The organism is Clostridium sp. MF28, from assembly GCF_002969175.1.
Lineage (GTDB): Bacteria > Bacillota > Clostridia > Clostridiales > Clostridiaceae > Clostridium > Clostridium beijerinckii.
The window spans coordinates 5,204,146-5,221,645 of the sequence record NZ_CP014331.1 but is presented as its reverse complement, the minus strand read 5'-3'; the positions used below and the strand labels follow the sequence as shown (position 1 = coordinate 5,221,645).

Below are 17,500 nucleotides of genomic sequence, written 5' to 3'. Positions count from 1 at the left end.
ACTTATTATTTTATTAAACTTATTAATTTAGAGAATATGTTCTTACTTTTAGCAGTATTTTCGGAACTTTTAGGTTTTAAATCTTCAAAATAATTCTGTGAAAAATCAACTTTTATAGTTTGTTCTTTTTTGGGAATAGCCATTGCCAATTTGCTTTCAGCATTTTTTTGAATATTATTTAATGAAGAAAATTTCAATATTTTTACTTTTAATGCCTCATTATCTTCTTGTGTTTGTTTTATTTGAGTATCCAAGTTTCTCGCATTGCTTTCCATAGTATAAACCTTGTTATCTCCGTGAATAGTAATAAACCCTAAACTAAATATGACAACTGCCACAGTTAGTAAGTATTTCCTATCATTTTTTCTCCTGTTTTTTAATAGGATATTTTTACTTATAATTTGTTTTCTTCTTTGTATTTGTTTATATTTTTTATCCGGTTTACGTACTCTTGTTTTTCTTTCTGGAGCTAATACTGTATTCCCTTTTATATAATCATATTCTCTTCTTCCCAATTTATTCACATCCCAACTCATTTATAACATAATAATAATTATAATTTCTCAATTACTCTAAGCTTAGCGCTTCTACTCCTTGGATTTTCTTCAATCTCTTCTTTAGTTGGTGCAATACCTTTTTTAGCTATATTTTTAACTAATGGCGATTTTCCACATATACACATTGGAAATTCTTTTGGACAAGTACATGGATTCTCTAATTCTCTAAACTTTAATTTCACTATTCTATCTTCCAAAGAATGGAAAGTTATAATAGCTATTCTTCCACCCTTATTTAATCTATTCACTCCATCCTCTATAGTTTTATTAAGTATCTTTAATTCTGAATTAACTTCTATTCTAATTGCCTGAAAAGTTCTTTTAGCTGGATGAGGCCCTTCTCTTCTCATCTTTGCTGGAATTGCAGCCTTGATAATGTCTACAAGTTCAAAAGTTGTTTCTATAGGCTTCTCAATTCTTCTATTTATAATAAAATTCGCAATCCTTTTAGCAAATCTTTCTTCACCATAGTCCTTTATTATTTTATATAAGCTGTCCTCATCGTAATTATTTACAATATTGTACGCTGAAAAATCATTTTCTCTATTCATTCTCATATCTAACGGAGCATCTTTCATATAACTAAAACCTCTTGATGCTTCATCAAGTTGATATGATGAAACTCCAAGATCCATCAAGATTCCATCAACCTTTTCAATATCTAGATCGTTTAAAATACTATCAATATTATAAAAATTGCTATGAACATACTTTACATTTTCAAAATCTTTAAGTTTTTCTTTTGCTGCCTTTAGAGCGTCTTGGTCTTGATCTATCCCAATAAGCATCCCATCTTTAGAAAGATTGCTTAAGATATGAGATGAGTGTCCTGCTCCTCCTAAAGTACCATCAACATAAATCCCATTTTCCTTTATGTTTAATGCCTCTATACATTCATTTAATAAGACCGATACATGTTTAAATTCCATAATAAAAACTCCTTATATTCCTAAATCATTCATTTTTTCTGCAATTGAATCAAAGTCTATATTTGATTCGTTATATTCGCTCCACTTTTCCTTGCTCCATATTTCTACTCTAGATAATACTCCAATACTTACTATGTCCTTTTCTATACCTGCATATTCCTTTAAATTTTGTGGAATCAATCCTCTTCCTTGCTTGTCTAACTCGACTTCACAAGCTCCAGAAAAAAAGAACCTCACAAAGGATCTAGCATCCTTATTTGTTAAAGGTAAAGTTTTTAATTTATCCTCCAATATTCTCCATTCATCAAGCGGATAAGCATACAAACACCCATCAAGTCCTTTGGTAATAACAAATTTATTACCAAGTCCATCTCTTAGCTTTGCTGGAACAATTATTCTATTTTTAGGATCTAACGCATGTTGATATTCCCCAATGAACAATATTCTCAGCTCCTACTTTTATTGATTAGGTAATTTCCCTCTATTTTAAACCACTTAACACCACTTTTAACCACTTTATCTATACTTATTCTATAGAAACATGATATTTCCTTCTTTAAACTTATATTTTTTTGTATAAATAAAAATAGCTGCTTCAAAAATAATAAAACTTATTTCTGAAGCAGCTTTCATGGAGCAAAGCTTGAGTTATTATATTTTAATCTCTTAATGTAGCTCCAAGCTTATATTCTAAAGATTTTAGGATTTTTTCATGAACTTTATTAACATCTTTATCTGTTAATGTTTTATTTTCATCTCTGTACCAGATTGCATAAGCTATACTCTTTTTACCATCTGGAATTTGTTTTCCTTTATATATATCAAATAATTCTACTTTTTCAACTAAATTTCCACCAGCTCTTTTTATTGTATCATCAATTTCTTGGACCAAAAGACTATCATCAACAAGTAATGCAATATCTCGTGTTACTGCTGGGAATTTTGGAAGTGCTTTATATTTTTTATCCATATCAGCATTTTCATATAAAACATCCAAATCTAATTCTGCTACATAACAAGGCACATCCAAACCGTAATTTTCGCATACATCTAAATGAACTTCTCCTAAAGTTCCAGCATTAGTTCTGCCAACAACTATCTTAGCTGTTTTTCCAGGATGGTAACTTACATTTTCGCTCTCTCTTTCATATTTAACACTCTTTATACCTAATCCATCAGTTATATTTTCAACAACACCTTTAAGATCTAAGTAGTCACAATCTCCATAAATACCTATAGTTAAAATATTCTTTTCTGTTGGAAGTTTTGTTTCATCCACATTTGGAATGTAAACTTTCCCCATTTCAAACAATCTTACATATGAGTTATTTCTAGAATAATTTCTTCCAAGTGATTCCATCATTGATGGAAGTGTTGAAGTTCTCATCACACTATAATCTTCCCCTAATGGATTTCTTATCTTAACTACATTTCTAAGGTCACTATCTTCTGGTAAATTAATTTTATCAAAAACCTTTGGAGATACAAACGAATAACTGATAGATTGATTTAATCCACTTCCTGTAGCAAGCATCACTACTCTATTATCTAATAATCCTTTTCTATATCTTGGCTCTCTTTCTGTAGAAACTTTAAAAATTGTTGTAGGAATTTTTTCATATCCATAAATTCTTGCAATTTCCTCAGCTATATCTTCTCTAATTGCAATATCAACTCTAAAAGTTGGAGCTGTCACAACTAAGTTATCACCATTTATTTCTGTAAATAAATCAACACTATCTAAACATCTCTTCATCTCTTCTTTAGAAAGATCTGTTCCAAGGAAGCTGTTTACCCAATTTGATTCAACAGTTACAGTTGATACTTCTTTCTTGTTATTGTAAACATCTATAGTACCTTCCATAACTTCTCCGGCATCTAATTCACAGATTAAGCTACATGCTCTATTTAATGCAATTTCAGCTAAGTTAGGATCTATATCTTTTTCAAATCTCCCAGACGCTTCTGTTCTTAGATTTAATTTCTTTGAATTTACTCTTATGTTAGTTCCATCAAAATTTGCACATTCAAAAACAACTTCTGTAGTATCTTCTTTTATTTCTGAGTTTAAACCACCCATTATTCCAGCAAGACCGATAATATTTTCTCCATCTTTAATGCAAAGCATCGAATCATCTAATTCTCTTTCTACTTCATCTAAAGTTGTAAACTTTTCTCCTCGCTTTGCTCTTTCAATTACTATTTTATTCGTAGCAATTTCTCTTTTATCAAAAGCATGCATTGGTTCACCAGTTTCAAGCATAACAAAATTTGTTATATCAACTATATTATTTATTGGTCTTATACCAGCTTCAAGAAGTCTCTCTTGCATCCAGCCTGGTGATGGCTGAACTTTAACATTTTTCACGCCTCTTGCCATATACCTATTGCAAAGAGTATCTTTAACTTCAACAGTTAACTCTTCATTTATATTTTTAGAATTTTTAATTTTATATTCTAAATTTGGCATTTTATAAGTTGTTCTAAGAGCTGCTGCTGTTTCTCTTGCCATCCCTACCATACTTAAGCAGTCAGGTCTGTTTGAAGTAATTTCAAAATCTAAGATAGCTTTATTTAATCCTAAAAGTTCCTTAATATCAACTCCAAGCTTAGTATCAGTAGGTAAGATCATCAATCCATGAACTGGCTCATCTCCAGCTGTACCTAATTCTTCTTCTGAGCAGAACATACCATTAGATACTACTCCTCTAAGTTTTCCTTTTTTTATTTTAGTTCCGTCAGCAAGTGTTGAACCATGAAGAGCAACCGGCACAACATCTTGCTCTTTCATGTTCGTTGCTGCTGTAACTATTTGTATTTGTTCACTTCCTATATCAACTTGACATATGCTTAACTTATCTGCATCAGGATGTTTTTCAATATTAGTAATTTTTCCTGTAACTACATTTTGAATTACATCTCCTTGGATAACAAGTTCTTCTAGTTGTGAACCAGTTAAAGTTAATTTATCTCCTAATTCCTTAGGACTAACATTTATATCAACATAATCTTTAAGCCAATTATATGGTACTTTCATTTTGTTTCCTCCTTTTATTGCTGGGTATAGAATAATATTTTAATCCAATTTCTTCACTAACCCTCATTTTTAATATTCAAAAAATCTTAGTTGTAGCATAACTGCTTTTTTAAGGTGATAAGTTCGTAATTGAAACATAACTGCTTTTTTTAAGTTAATAAGTTTTTAATTGCAGCATAGCTGCTTTTTTCATATGGGCATATCTTTAGAATATATATGGTAATATTCTTCAGAATAAATATTCCTAAGAATGTATATTCTTAAATTCTTGAATTTCAAATAAAACTAAGCTTTTAGAATTGATTTAAGAATCTCATATCACTTTCATATAATAATCTTATATCATCTATTCCATACTTTAGCATTACCATTCTATCAACACCAAAACCAAAAGCAAATCCACTATATACTTCTGGATCAAGTCCGCAGTTTCTAAGAACATTTGGATGAACCATTCCGCAACCTAAAAGTTCTATCCAACCGCTGCCTTTACATACTCTACAGCCTTCACCGCCACACACAAAGCATGTTGCATCCATTTCAGCAGATGGCTCTGTAAATGGGAAGTGATGTGGTCTGAATTTAGTTTGAACCTTGTCTCCAAACATTTTTTTTGCAAATAATTCTAATGTTCCTTTTAAATCAGCAAATGTAACTCCTTTATCTATAACTAATCCTTCCATTTGATAGAATATAGGTGAATGTGTAGCATCTACTGAATCTGATCTATATACTTTACCAGGGGAAATCATCTTTATTGGTGGTTTTTGATTTTCCATAGTTCTAACTTGAATTGGTGAAGTCTGAGTTCTAAGTACTATATTATCATTTATATATAAAGTATCTTGTTCACTTCTAGCCGGATGATCCTTAGGTATATTTAGAGCTTCAAAATTATAATGATCATATTCAACTTCAGGTCCATCTTCAATTGTGAACCCCATTGAAACGAAAATTTCTTCCATACTTTGAAGAGTCAAATCTAACGGATGCCTCTTTCCTATAACTTTCTTTCTTCCTGGAAGAGAAATATCTATAGTTTCACCTGCAAGCTTTTCAGCCTTTTCTTTATCTTTAATAGCTTTTAACACGCTTTCTAATTTTTCTTCAACAGCAGCTTTAGCTTCATTAACTAATTTTCCTACAATAGGTCTTTCTTCTGGAGAAAGATTCCCCATACCTCTTAATATTGTAGTAAGTTCCCCTTTTTTTCCTAAGAACTTAACTCTAATTTCTTCTAATTCACTGCTAGTTTTAACAGCTTCAATTTTGCTTAATGCAAGTTCTTGTAATTCTTTAAGTTTTTCTTTCATTATTGTTTCTCCTTTCAATAAGACATATAAAAATAATAATGGACCTATAAATATTTCTTTTAAAATCATTTGTTGGTAATTAAAAAGATTTTTTGCATAAAAAAAAACGCCACCTCATAAAAAGGGACGAATTATCCGCGTTACCACCCTAATTGGAACTAAAAAAGTACCCAACTCAATTTAATTAACGACTCTTCTTGCCGCTAGCTACTACTATAAATTTCACAGCTAGAACTCCTGAGCGAACTTCAATATTATATTATTTAAGAAGGCTTACAGTCTATGACCTTCTCTCCCTTAAAACTTTTCTAATATCTACTCTCTCATTCACAGTTTTTCAATGTTCAATTAATACAACTCATTATACAAATAAATATATAAAATATCAATACTATTTTCAAAATTTATATATAAATCCACTGCTTTTCTAATATACCATATTTATAAGTATATTCCCAAATCAAATTAAATATTTTATCTTAACATAATTATTCTATTTTAAATATAAAACCTCTGAACACCAGATGTTTCCTATAAATATTTATATATTTTAAAATTTACATAGATAAATATATAAATTTTAAAATTTTTTCATATTAATATAGATTCCTAGAAATATTCAAATCTACTTTCATTCTTAAATAGTTTCAAATTTTCCTAGAAACCTATTAATATACTTTCCTATTTTAATAAGATTTAATCACAATTGATTTTGTCTTACTTTCTCATACATTATAACAGATGAAGCTACTGCTACATTTAAAGATTCAGCATTGCCTGGCATTGGTATCTTAACCTTAGTATCCGCCATCTCTAACACTTCTCTACTTACTCCATTTCCTTCATTCCCAACAGTTAAGAGAACTCTCCCTCTTAAATCTGCTTGAAAGAAATTTTTATCTGTATCTAAGGATGTCACTACCAAATTAAAACCTTTCCCCTTTAATTCTTTTACCAAAGAGAGATTCTCATCATCATAATAAATAGGAATATAAAATATAGATCCCATTGTAGATCTAATTGTCTTTTCATTATATATATCCACAGTACCCTTTGTTAATATAATTTCTTGTACTCCAGCTGCATGTGCAGTTCTTATTATAGTCCCTAGATTCCCTGGATCTTGCACCTTGTCACAAAGCAAGTAAAAATCTCCATCGAATTTCGATTCCATTGTATTCATTTTTATAACTGCAAGTATTCCTTGAGGATTTTCTGTAGAAATAAGTTCTTTAAATAAATTGCTAGAAATTTCATAAATCTTAATTTCACCATTTATATATTTCCCCAAAAATTCGTCTACTTTATCCCGTGCATCTTCAGTCACAATTAGGTAATCCACATCGACTTTGGCCTTAAATGCCTCTTGAACTAATCTAAATCCTTCAATTATATATCTACTTGTTTTAGTCCTATTTTTTCTTTCTTTAAGCTTTTTTGTATTCTTAAATAAATTATTTTCTTTACTTTCTATATATATCAAAGTTTTACACCTCAAAACTATAGGATTATGGAAAAATAATAGTATTATTATTTATATTTGAATATAAAAATAAAATGCGGCATAAGCCGCATTTTATGTACTAAGCATTTAATTGTTTCTTAGCAACTTCTACTAATTCAGTAAATGCCTTTGGATCATTTATAGCTATTTCAGATAACATCTTTCTGTTGATGTCTATTCCAGCTAATTTGATTCCATTCATGAATTTAGAATATGATAAGTTGTTTATTCTTGTAGCCGCGTTAATTCTAGCTATCCATAAACTTCTATAATCTCTCTTCTTATTCTTTCTTCCAACATAAGAATTTCTTAATGCTCTTATTACTGATTCATTAGCAGTTTTATATAACTTACTTTTTCCACCGTAGTATCCTTTTGCAAGTTTTAAAACTTTTTTATGATTTTTACGAGAATTCTTCGCTCTCTTTACTCTTGCCATTACTTAAACCTCCTGCATTACCCCTATATTATAGGTATGGTAATAATTTCTTCATTACTTTTAATTGTGAATCTGAAACATATCCAGCTTTTCTAAGATGTCTCTTAGTTTTTGAACTCTTCTTTGTTAAGATATGGCTTCTAAATGCCTTACCTCTCTTAAGTTTTCCTGTACCTGTTTTTCTGAATCTTTTTGCTGCACCTCTATGAGTTTTCATTTTTGGCATGATTAAATCCTCCTCTCAAGTTACGCCTTTTTAGGCCCTAAAACCATTGTCATATTTCTGCCTTCTCTTTTAGGTCTTTTTTCTACTAGGCAGACATCTTCTAATTTAGCTGCAAAGTTATCAAGAATTTTTTGTCCCATGTGGGCAAGTTCCATTTCCCTACCTCTAAATCTTACAGTGATTTTAACTTTATCTCCTTCTAATAGGAACTTTCTGGCATTTTTTGCTTTTATATCAATGTCATGTTCCTCAATAGTTAGACTACATCTTACTTCTTTAATAGATATGATTTTTTGCTTTTTCTTAGCATCTTTTTCTTTTTTAGATTGCTCATATACATACTTACCATAGTCCATAATTCTACAAACTGGTGGTTTCGCAGTAGGAGACATCATAACTAAATCCATATCTTTTTCTTCAGCAAGTTTTTTTGCTTCAATAGTTGGGACAATCCCTAATGGTTCCCCGTTACTTCCTATTAGTCTAATCTCTTTTTCTCTAATCTCTTCATTCATAGAAAAATCTTTATTAATATTTTTCACCTCCGAAAAACTATATACATAATAAAAAGACGGCATAACTGCCGCCTCAAATTATCAATACTCAATGTATAGACACACATAAAACCCATACTAGTAAATTCAACACTGCAGGGTGAGAAACGGCTGTTTCTTCTTAACATGTATGAGTATATCATTGTTGTTAATCCATGTCAATATTTTTTTGCTATTATTTGACCAATTTTATTATAGTCGCTATTTGCTTCATAAAAATGAACCTTATCTCCAAATACATTTTGAATAGTATCTAAAAATTCTTTATTGCTACATTTTTCTTTTCCATAGATATTTATATTTTCAGGTGCACTTGTTATTAGTCCGCTAATTAATATATCTTCCATATTTAATTCAGCTTTATTTTGATCTGTTGCGATTTCACTGAAAAAATCGTAATATAAATCTTTGCCTTCCTTATCTCTTACTATATAATTATTATCTTCTACTATTATATTTATTTCTTCTATTTTACATTCCTGTATTTCTACAAAGTACTTTAGTAGTTTTATAAATTCCTTATATTCTTTTTCCACCATATATCTTTCTACTACTTTATCTATAACTTTTTCTATATCCTCTCTTAATTTTCTCATCCTAAAAGTTATAAATCCATCTATATTAATCTCTTGTTTTTCACTTATGCAGTCTCTAATCTTTTCTACCATAGAATTAATTTTATTTAAACAAAATATAGTATCCTCATTTGCATCTACTTCTTCATACTTTAACACCTTTAGTATTTGATCTTCAACCTCTAATATTTCAGATTGCTTTAAGAAAAAATAATTATCCGTTATAAATTCAAACATTTCCTTTTTTCTATAATTATCAATAACTATTCTATATAAAATATTACTAACATATAAGTTAATAATCTCTTTTACTTTTTCATTATAACAATTTTCTTCACAAATTATCTTTATTATATGAGTTTTTCCTTCTATACTTTCAACAAATCCTATTAAAATCTCCTTCTTCTTTAGTAGCTCTTTTAGCTCTTGCAGGTCACGGGAAAAAGTCAAGTCTTCACTATAAGCTAATTTTAAAATAAGCATGGATTTCACTCCCTTCTTAATATTAGTATGTATTAAAAATTTGAGGATATGCAAAATTCATATGATATATTTCTAGTTGATAAAATATTAATTTTTATACATTCTAGCAGTTACTTAATTGACATATCTGTCTTTAAAGCGCAAAATATAATTTAAAATAATAATTTCAGTATTGATTATTTTGCCTTTAAATATCAGTTATACATTCTTATAAGGAGAATTTATATGCATTGTTTTGTCGATTATAGAATTACTAAAGAAGAATTACTTAGCCTTTCCAAACTAGACCTAAAACCAATATTAGTCCCTAAATGTAATGATGTTTATGATGCCATAAATGGTCATCCTGATATTCAATTAAATGTACTAAAAAATGATTCATTTAATAAGATAATTATCCAACGAAATATCTCAGAAAATTTCAAAGAGATCCTTAAATTAAACGACATAAATTATATTGTTTCAAAAAACACATTGTCCAATACATATCCAAACGATATTATTTTAAATTCTTTAATTTTAGAAAACTATTTTATACATACTTTAAAATATAGCGATGAAAATCTCTTAAACTCTCAAAATTCAAAAATACACATTGATGTTCCTCAAGGTTACACAAAATGTTCTATTCTCCCTGTTAGAGAAAAAGCCTTAATCACAAGTGATAAAGGGATTTTTAATTCTCTTAAAAATTACGATTTTGACATCCTTCTGCTTCCTCCCGGAGATATACTACTACCTTCACTAAATTATGGTTTTATAGGCGGGGTCGGTGGTATGGTCTCTAATAATAAGATGGCTTTCTTTGGTGATTTAGATAGTTACACATGGGGAGATCAAATAAAGAAATTTCTTTTTAAATATGACATCTTACCCATTGCACTAAGAAAAGGGAAATTAATAGATCGAGGTAGTCTATTTACCCTATAACCATGTCCACTATATAATATGATTTCTACTTTTTTATGTTACTTTTAAATAAATATAAAGAAGATAGCATTCACACTAATAATGTAATTACTATCTTCTTTATATTCACCTTGTCATTCTATTCTTTATTTCATCAGTCAATTTTTCTGCTTTTGACTTTACTAATTCTCCTACGTTTCTCATTTCATTCCCCATATCTTCTGCCAAACCTTTCATTTCGTAACCCATTTTTTCTGCCATTTCTTTTATTTCCTTAGTTAAATCTAACATCATAGTATCTCCTTTCATATAATAATTTACGCAATTTATAATACCATCAATAAAAATTTTTTTTATACTAAAAGTTTACCCCAAAATAGGAATATTATTATAGAAATTCGGCTAAATTAATTTTTACTTACAAACAAAAATAACTTTTATCTAAATATAAAAATTAAGCTAATAGATATTTTCTTATCCATTAGCTTAGTTTCACGCCTTTTCTCTTACTATTCAGCAAAATGTTAATTTACTAACTAATTATTCTAAAAGTTCTTTAGACATTCTATTGTAGTCAGAATCATGTAAATTCATAACATTTGGTTATATTCTTAAGTTATTTTTATACTCAGTTCTAAAAATACAATAATACAATGTGGTTACCTCTTTATTATTTAAAAATTTTAATCTCTCGAACTTTTTAAATTTATATTTGAATCCGCACTTTTCAATTACTCTTTTTGAGTTGTTGTTAAAATCAAAATGTGCGCACCAAATTAATTCTAAATTTAGTTTATTAAACCCATAGTCCACTAAAGATTTTACAGCTTCAGGAACGATTTCTTTTCCCCAGTATCTAGGATTGAGAGCATACCCCACTTCTTTCTGATTTAGTTTCAACAAATTATTATCAGGCTTTCTATCATGAAGCCCTATGCTACCAATAACTTTATTTTCTGATTTTAAAACTATAGCATATGTTTCATTATTTCTAATAAACATTCTTATTATTTTTCTACTTTCATCCTCATCTTTATGCGGCATCCAACCAGCGTTAGGACCCACCAACTCACTTTTGGCATATTCATATAAATCTTTGTAATCATCCTCTTTCCATGTTCTTAATAGCAATCTATCAGTAACCAAATCCTCCATCTTGCTTCCCCCTTATATAATCTGGTCAAATATCTAATTACGCCTCCAGCATATCCTCTTTTCGTTTCTAGCACATTGAATTAAAAGTTTTATCAAGTAAAGTCTCTAAACAATTATCAACATTCTTTAATTTATAGACACACGAATTTTATTACTAAAATTATAACATATTATGTAAATATACAACCATAATTTATAACCAAGGTGCTTTGGGCAATTGATAAATATTAGCTTTAATGAATTTTACTATTTTATGAATATATTGTTATAGTTTCAATACTCTTCTCATCTATATTTTTAATATACACAAATTTTCTTAAATTTACTTTGACATACTAGCTTTTTATACTTTAAACTATTATGGATACGCAACTACAAAAAGTGATTATAAGCTTATTATTTTTCTCTTATTTTAGGAGTCTTTTTACTTAGTTGCAAATTTTATAAGTTTTTTGGAGGTAATTGATGAGCATACTTACTGTTAAAAATATGAATCACGGATTTGGAGATAGAGCTATTTTTGAAGATGTTTCATTTAGATTATTAAAGGGTGAACATGTTGGTCTTATTGGTGCTAATGGAGAAGGTAAATCTACATTTATGAATATAGTAACTGGTAAGCTAATGCCTGATGAAGGGAATGTTATTTGGTCTAATAATGTTAGAGTTGGTTACATGGATCAGCATGCAGCATTAATGAAAGGTCAAAGTATAAGAGATGCCTTAAGAGATGCTTTTAAATATCTTTTTGATCTAGAAGCAGAAATGAATTCTTTATACGAAAAGATGGGGGATTGTACTGAGGATGAGTTAAATAAAATGCTGGAAAGAACTGCTGTAATTCAAGACATGCTTGATCATAACGGATTTTATGTTATTGATCCAAAAGTTGAAGAAGTTGCAAAGGGTCTTGGGCTTTTAGACCTAGGGTTAGACAAAGACGTTGATGATTTATCTGGTGGACAAAGAACAAAAATTCTTTTAGGAAAACTATTATTACAATCTCCTGATATTTTACTTTTAGATGAGCCTACAAACTACTTGGATGAAGAACATATCGAATGGCTAAAAAGATATCTTCAATCATATGAAAATGCGTTTATATTAATATCCCATGATGTTCCATTTATAAATTCAGTAGTTAATTTAATATATCATGTAGATGAAAGAAAGCTTACACGATATGTTGGAGATTATGATGAATTCCAAAGGATATATGCAATAAATAAAGAAAAATTAGAAGCTGCTTATGAAAAGCAACAAAAAGAAATCTCGAGACTTGAGATTTCGTAGCAAGAAATAAAGCTAATGTTGCTACTGCAAATATGGCTAAGTCTAGACAAAAGAAGCTAGATAAGATGGATATAATTGAACTTTCAAAAGAAAAGCCAAAGCCAGAATTCAACTTCAAATCTGCTAGAGCTTCAGGCAAAGCTATTTTTGAAACTAAAGATTTAGTTATAGGTTATGACTCTCCTCTTACAAAACCATTAAATTTATATATGGAAAGAGGACAAAAAATAGCATTAGTCGGGGCTAACGGGCTTGGTAAATCAACTCTTCTAAAAAGTTTACTTGGTATAATAAAACCAATAAGCGGAGAAGTTCATTTAGGAGATTATCAATACATAGGTTATTTCGAACAAGAAGATAGAGGCAATAATAGCAATACTTGTATAGATGAATTATGGCAGGAATTCCCTGGATATACTCAATATCAAATAAGAGCTGCTCTTGCTAAATGTGGACTTACAACTAAGCAATTAGAATCACAAATAAGAGTTCTATCTGGTGGTGAGGCTGCAAAAGTTAGACTTTGTAAAATTATAAATAATGAAACTAATATATTAATACTTGACGAACCTACTAATCACTTAGATGTTGACGCAAAGGATGAGTTGAAAAGAGCACTTAAAGAATACAAAGGAACAATTCTGTTAGTTTCACATGAACCTGAATTTTATAGAGATATAATAACAGAAACTTGGAATTGCGAAGATTGGACAACTAAAATAATATAGTCAGTTAATAAAAAAATGTAGTCAGTTTATTAAAACTGGCTATTTTTTTATGTTTCAACCTAAATTTCTCTATAAAACTTATCAATAATTCTATTTTTATAGGCTTTATCTAGATTATCTACTAAGTCATAGAAGACATAATATAAATATAATTAATAACAACCTCTCTTTTCATTACTATACTCTTCTACTATAATAATATTTAAGAGATAAAAACACTGTTTCTGTTGGTAGTCAGAACCTATATTATAATATAGCAGTAACCTGCCCTCCTGGGGTTGTCCATTCTCTGTGAATTTATATACTACAGGAGGATTTAATTATGATAACAATAATTAAATTAACAGTTCTTTTTGATGATCCATTTTGGATTGGTGTCTTTGAAAGTATTGAAAATGGCGAATATAAGGTATGCAAAGTCACCTTCGGCTCAGAGCCAAAAGACGTGGAAGTCTACGAGCTCATACTGAAAAATTTCTATCGTCTAAATTTTAGTTCGCCAGTATTGTCTGACGACTTTAACTCATCAACAAAGAAGCCTAATCCTAAAAGGCTTCAAAGAAGCATTAGAAAAGAGGTTGATGTTAAAAGCATAGGAACTAAAGCCCAAATGGCAATACAATTACAGCATGAACAAAGCAAAATTGTACACAAACAAAAATCAAAAGAACAAAAGGAGCAAGAAGAGCAAAGAAAGTTCGAGTTAAGAAAAAAGAAAAAGCTTGAAAAGCATAAAGGACATTAACAATAAAAGTTCTTTATGAAAATCATATGTCTTAACTATATATTATGAATTTTTTCCTATCTAATAATGCTCAGAAATAACAAGTTAAAAATGCTATTAACACTTTAATACTAATAAATATATATTTTTGATAAATATATTTATTTCATTATAGTATTACAGCATCATCTTAACTTGTTATTTTTTTATCATTCCTTATTCCTAGAGTTACCTTTTGATTTAAATTCACAAAACTTATTGTCTTAAAAACTCTTACTTGACATAAAATACTAACATGTTATCATAAAACTATTAGCTAAAAGCAATATACATATAAAGGGGATATTACAAAAATGATGACACTTGATAAATTTGAAGAAGCATATGAAATCGTACAAAAAGTAATCTTAAAAACCAAGTTAGTGTTTAGCGACTATTACTCAGATATTACAGGAAATAAAGTTTACTTTAAGCCTGAAAATATGCAAAAAACGGGGGCGTATAAAATCAGAGGGGCATACTATAAGATTAGCACGCTTTCAGAGGAAGATAGAAACAAAGGTCTTGTGACAGCTTCTGCTGGCAATCATGCTCAAGGGGTGGCTTATGCTGCCAAAGCCTACAACACAAAAGCAATAATTGTAATGCCAACCACTACTCCTCTAATGAAAGTTAATCGCACAAAAGCCTATGGCGCAGAAGTCATTTTACACGGAGATGTTTATGACGAGGCTTGCAATTACGCCTTAAAACTTGCTGAAGAAGAAGGTTATACTTTTATTCATCCTTTTGATGACTTAGACGTAGCAACTGGTCAGGGCTCAATAGCAATGGAGATCATAAAAGAATTACCAACTGTTGATATAATCTTAGTTCCAATAGGTGGCGGCGGACTTGCTACAGGTGTTTCTACACTTGCAAAACTTCTAAACCCTAATATAAGAGTTATAGGGGTAGAGCCTGCTGGCGCAAACTGCATGCAAGTTTCTTTAAAGAATGGAGATGTAACTACTCTTCCTTCAGTAGATACAATAGCTGATGGTACTGCCGTTAAAACCCCTGGTTCTAAGATTTTTCCATATATACAACAAAATCTCGACGATATCATAACTATCGAGGATCACGAACTTATAGGAGCGTTCCTAGATATGCTCGAAAATCACAAAATGCTTGCTGAAAACTCAGGTTTATTAACTGTAGCAGCTTTAAAACACTTAGATGTAAAAGATAAAAAGATTGTATCAATTATAAGCGGTGGTAATATGGATGTAATTACCTTTGCATCCCTAGTGCAACATGGTTTAATAGAAAGAGAACGTATTTGTACAGTTTCTGTTTTACTTCCAGATAAACCTGGAGAATTAACCAATGTATCTAAGGTAATTGCTGAAGCTCATGGTAATATAATCAAACTTGATCACAATCAATTTGTAAGCATTAATCGTAACAGTGCAGTTGAACTTGATATCACAATGGAAACCTTCGGACATGATCACAAAGAAGCAATTATTAAAGCTCTCAAAGATAGCGGATATGATCCTAAAGTTATTCAACCTAAAATGATTTATCAATAAAATCCATAAAAATCTTAGTTGCCTGTGAAGTCATAGATTTCACAAACATGATATTTAATGCTAACATTATAATTTTCTTAATATAACAAAAAACATTTAAAGAATTTATTCTTTAAATGTTTTTTGTTATATTAAGTATTTCTTTTCAGCCTCAATTACTTTACGAATAACATCTATACTTCCTAATATATCATTACTTATATTTAGCGAATGGTCAGCTCCTTCTATTTCAATCATCTCTACACCATTAATTCTTTTTATTTTTTCAATAGATTCTATATTTATTAGCGGATCATTTGTTCCACTTATTACTAACGAATTTTCCTTTATTCCAACTCCTAAAGTATCATCTATAGGCGTTAAGTAAATATGCTTAACTTCATAACCACTACTCTCATCACAAAGTAGAGTATGTACAATAGTTCCTATGCTTTTAGATATGAATACTATCTCGGTGTAATTCCCTTTTAATGCTGATTTAAAGATACATATAGATTCCTTTATTAAGTGCTGGAACTCCTTTTCTATAAGCAAGTTTTTTCTTGCAATCTGAAAACCATATTCTAAAGAAAGAACATCATAACCTAACTCTAGAGCTAATTTCTTCGAATAATCTAAAAGAGGTCTATCTAATGTATAGCCAATTCCTGGCATCAACACAGTTAGCGTTGTACTAGATTGACTTATTACTTTACTTTCTAAATTAACTCCCCAATAAGAATTTATTAACTCTTCATTCATAAATTTAGTGTTCCTTTCTCAAACTTAATTAAATTCAATTCTCTTTAATTTCTTCCAAAACGCTCTTAACATCAACCAATTCCTTACATATTTTAAACGCTAGCTTCTTTGTCTTATCATCTAATATCTTCATATCTGGAACATGAACTCCTGCCATACTCGCCGCATGGGCTGCTGTTATTCCAGCATCTGAATCTTCAACAACTAAGCAGTTATTTGGTTTAACATTTAGCCCTTCTGCTGCTCTTAAAAATATTTCTGGATCAGGTTTAGAATTTTCAACTTGATCTCCACAAACTATATAATTAACTTTTCCCTTTATTTTTGCTCTTTCCAATAATTCAATGGCCCTTTGTCTTCTTGTTGAAGTAGCTACCGCTATTTTATAATTTTCATTATTTAGGTAGTCTAATAGTTCATGTACTCCAGGCTTGATTTTAACACCATTTTTATCAGTAAATTCCAATGCTAATTTAGATTTTTTCTTATATATCTCATCGAAAGGAAAGTCCTTCCCAAACTCTTCCTGCAATGCCTCTTTTATACCCTCAACATTTCTTCCTATGAATTTTACATAAATCTTTTCATCCATTTCATATTGATAATCTTTTAAAACTTCCTGATAACATTTGAGCGATATTCTTTCCGAATCTATTAATACCCCATCCATATCAAATATTACTGCATCTACCTTTTTCATACGTATCTTCTCCTTTTTATGAATTACTACCAACTTGTCTATAATAATTAATAAATGCC

Annotated in this window: 17 protein-coding genes, 1 pseudogene and 1 other annotated feature; of the genes and pseudogenes, 4 read left to right on the top strand and 14 right to left on the bottom strand. The window is 29.6% G+C overall.

Annotated elements, in window-relative coordinates; genetic code table 11:
- Positions 1–5: 5 nt before the first annotated feature.
- The 10 genes from AXY43_RS23005 to ytxC all read right to left on the bottom strand — a co-directional run bounded on the left by AXY43_RS23005 (position 6) and on the right by ytxC (position 9,617).
- Positions 6–524 carry a hypothetical protein gene (locus AXY43_RS23005; protein ID WP_023974741.1) on the bottom strand — a complete coding sequence of 173 codons (519 nt, stop codon included), beginning with the start codon at positions 522–524 and terminating at the stop codon, positions 6–8.
- A 29-nt stretch (positions 525–553) separates the two neighbouring features.
- Positions 554–1,486 (bottom strand): 16S rRNA (cytosine(1402)-N(4))-methyltransferase RsmH, encoded by a 933-nt coding sequence (rsmH, locus tag AXY43_RS23000; RefSeq protein ID WP_105412214.1) that lies wholly within the window; start codon positions 1,484–1,486, stop codon positions 554–556.
- A 12-nt stretch (positions 1,487–1,498) separates the two neighbouring features.
- A complete protein-coding gene (gene mraZ, locus AXY43_RS22995; protein WP_011968901.1) occupies positions 1,499–1,927 on the bottom strand; it encodes a division/cell wall cluster transcriptional repressor MraZ in 429 nt (142 codons plus the stop codon).
- Positions 1,928–2,144: 217 nt separating this feature from the next.
- Entirely contained in the window at positions 2,145–4,523 is a 2,379-nt protein-coding gene (pheT, locus tag AXY43_RS22990; protein ID WP_105412213.1) for a phenylalanine--tRNA ligase subunit beta, read from the bottom strand.
- A gap of 293 nt (positions 4,524–4,816) precedes the next feature.
- A complete protein-coding gene (gene pheS / locus AXY43_RS22985) occupies positions 4,817–5,836 on the bottom strand; it encodes a phenylalanine--tRNA ligase subunit alpha (protein ID WP_011968899.1) in 1,020 nt (339 codons plus the stop codon).
- A gap of 119 nt (positions 5,837–5,955) precedes the next feature.
- Positions 5,956–6,176: a binding site (T-box leader), on the bottom strand.
- 360 nt (positions 6,177–6,536) lie between these two features.
- Positions 6,537–7,319, bottom strand: a complete 783-nt coding sequence (locus AXY43_RS22980; RefSeq protein ID WP_105412212.1) for a TrmH family RNA methyltransferase — start codon at positions 7,317–7,319, stop codon at positions 6,537–6,539.
- A 100-nt stretch (positions 7,320–7,419) separates the two neighbouring features.
- Positions 7,420–7,779, bottom strand: coding sequence for a 50S ribosomal protein L20 (gene rplT, locus AXY43_RS22975; RefSeq protein WP_011968897.1), 360 nt, complete (start codon positions 7,777–7,779; stop codon positions 7,420–7,422).
- 28 nt (positions 7,780–7,807) lie between these two features.
- Positions 7,808–8,005 carry a 50S ribosomal protein L35 gene (gene rpmI / locus AXY43_RS22970; protein ID WP_011968896.1) on the bottom strand — a complete coding sequence of 66 codons (198 nt, stop codon included), beginning with the start codon at positions 8,003–8,005 and terminating at the stop codon, positions 7,808–7,810.
- 20 nt (positions 8,006–8,025) lie between these two features.
- On the bottom strand, positions 8,026–8,547 hold the full coding sequence (gene infC, locus AXY43_RS22965; protein WP_023974742.1) for a translation initiation factor IF-3: 522 nt from the start codon (positions 8,545–8,547) through the stop codon (positions 8,026–8,028).
- 170 nt (positions 8,548–8,717) lie between these two features.
- On the bottom strand, positions 8,718–9,617 hold the full coding sequence (ytxC, locus tag AXY43_RS22960) for a putative sporulation protein YtxC (RefSeq protein ID WP_011968894.1): 900 nt from the start codon (positions 9,615–9,617) through the stop codon (positions 8,718–8,720).
- A gap of 225 nt (positions 9,618–9,842) precedes the next feature.
- Between ytxC and AXY43_RS22955 the strand changes: the two genes are divergently transcribed.
- On the top strand, positions 9,843–10,547 hold the full coding sequence (locus AXY43_RS22955; RefSeq protein ID WP_011968893.1) for a DUF6873 family GME fold protein: 705 nt from the start codon (positions 9,843–9,845) through the stop codon (positions 10,545–10,547).
- Positions 10,548–10,652: 105 nt separating this feature from the next.
- Here AXY43_RS22955 and AXY43_RS22950 read toward each other — a convergent pair whose 3' ends face one another.
- The gene (locus AXY43_RS22950; RefSeq protein ID WP_011968892.1) at positions 10,653–10,835 is read right to left on the bottom strand and encodes a hypothetical protein; all 183 of its coding nucleotides are present in this window, start codon (positions 10,833–10,835) and stop codon (positions 10,653–10,655) included.
- Positions 10,836–11,129: 294 nt separating this feature from the next.
- Positions 11,130–11,681, bottom strand: coding sequence for a GNAT family N-acetyltransferase (locus AXY43_RS22945; RefSeq protein ID WP_011968891.1), 552 nt, complete (start codon positions 11,679–11,681; stop codon positions 11,130–11,132).
- A gap of 465 nt (positions 11,682–12,146) precedes the next feature.
- Here AXY43_RS22945 and AXY43_RS22940 point away from each other — a divergent pair.
- The 3 genes and pseudogenes from AXY43_RS22940 (at position 12,147) to ilvA (ending at position 16,000) form a co-directional block, all read left to right on the top strand.
- Positions 12,147–13,702 (top strand): annotated as a pseudogene (locus tag AXY43_RS22940) (ABC-F family ATP-binding cassette domain-containing protein).
- A 322-nt stretch (positions 13,703–14,024) separates the two neighbouring features.
- Complete coding sequence (locus tag AXY43_RS22935) at positions 14,025–14,447, top strand: YjdF family protein (RefSeq protein WP_011968889.1); 423 nt, start codon at positions 14,025–14,027, stop codon at positions 14,445–14,447.
- Between the two features lie 332 nt (positions 14,448–14,779).
- Positions 14,780–16,000, top strand: coding sequence for a threonine ammonia-lyase (ilvA, locus tag AXY43_RS22930; protein ID WP_011968888.1), 1,221 nt, complete (start codon positions 14,780–14,782; stop codon positions 15,998–16,000).
- A 126-nt stretch (positions 16,001–16,126) separates the two neighbouring features.
- Here ilvA and AXY43_RS22925 read toward each other — a convergent pair whose 3' ends face one another.
- Both AXY43_RS22925 and AXY43_RS22920 read right to left on the bottom strand, forming a co-directional pair.
- On the bottom strand, positions 16,127–16,741 hold the full coding sequence (locus AXY43_RS22925) for an alpha/beta fold hydrolase (protein ID WP_105412211.1): 615 nt from the start codon (positions 16,739–16,741) through the stop codon (positions 16,127–16,129).
- A 34-nt stretch (positions 16,742–16,775) separates the two neighbouring features.
- Entirely contained in the window at positions 16,776–17,441 is a 666-nt protein-coding gene (locus AXY43_RS22920; protein WP_011968886.1) for an HAD family hydrolase, read from the bottom strand.
- Positions 17,442–17,500 lie beyond the last annotated feature (59 nt).

Excerpts from the sequence above, each read along its gene's own strand:
- rsmH (WP_105412214.1), bottom strand. The coding sequence starts at position 1,486 with ATGGAATTTAAACATGTATCGGTCTTATTAAATGAATGTATAGAGGCA.
- pheT (WP_105412213.1), bottom strand. The coding sequence starts at position 4,523 with ATGAAAGTACCATATAATTGGCTTAAAGATTATGTTGATATAAATGTT.
- pheS (WP_011968899.1), bottom strand. The coding sequence starts at position 5,836 with ATGAAAGAAAAACTTAAAGAATTACAAGAACTTGCATTAAGCAAAATT.
- rplT (WP_011968897.1), bottom strand. The coding sequence starts at position 7,779 with ATGGCAAGAGTAAAGAGAGCGAAGAATTCTCGTAAAAATCATAAAAAA.
- rpmI (WP_011968896.1), bottom strand. The coding sequence starts at position 8,005 with ATGCCAAAAATGAAAACTCATAGAGGTGCAGCAAAAAGATTCAGAAAA.
- ytxC (WP_011968894.1), bottom strand. The coding sequence starts at position 9,617 with ATGCTTATTTTAAAATTAGCTTATAGTGAAGACTTGACTTTTTCCCGT.
- AXY43_RS22955 (WP_011968893.1), top strand. The coding sequence starts at position 9,843 with ATGCATTGTTTTGTCGATTATAGAATTACTAAAGAAGAATTACTTAGC.
- AXY43_RS22950 (WP_011968892.1), bottom strand. The coding sequence starts at position 10,835 with ATGAAAGGAGATACTATGATGTTAGATTTAACTAAGGAAATAAAAGAA.
- AXY43_RS22945 (WP_011968891.1), bottom strand. The coding sequence starts at position 11,681 with ATGGAGGATTTGGTTACTGATAGATTGCTATTAAGAACATGGAAAGAG.
- AXY43_RS22935 (WP_011968889.1), top strand. The coding sequence starts at position 14,025 with ATGATAACAATAATTAAATTAACAGTTCTTTTTGATGATCCATTTTGG.
- ilvA (WP_011968888.1), top strand. The coding sequence starts at position 14,780 with ATGATGACACTTGATAAATTTGAAGAAGCATATGAAATCGTACAAAAA.
- AXY43_RS22925 (WP_105412211.1), bottom strand. The coding sequence starts at position 16,741 with ATGAATGAAGAGTTAATAAATTCTTATTGGGGAGTTAATTTAGAAAGT.
- AXY43_RS22920 (WP_011968886.1), bottom strand. The coding sequence starts at position 17,441 with ATGAAAAAGGTAGATGCAGTAATATTTGATATGGATGGGGTATTAATA.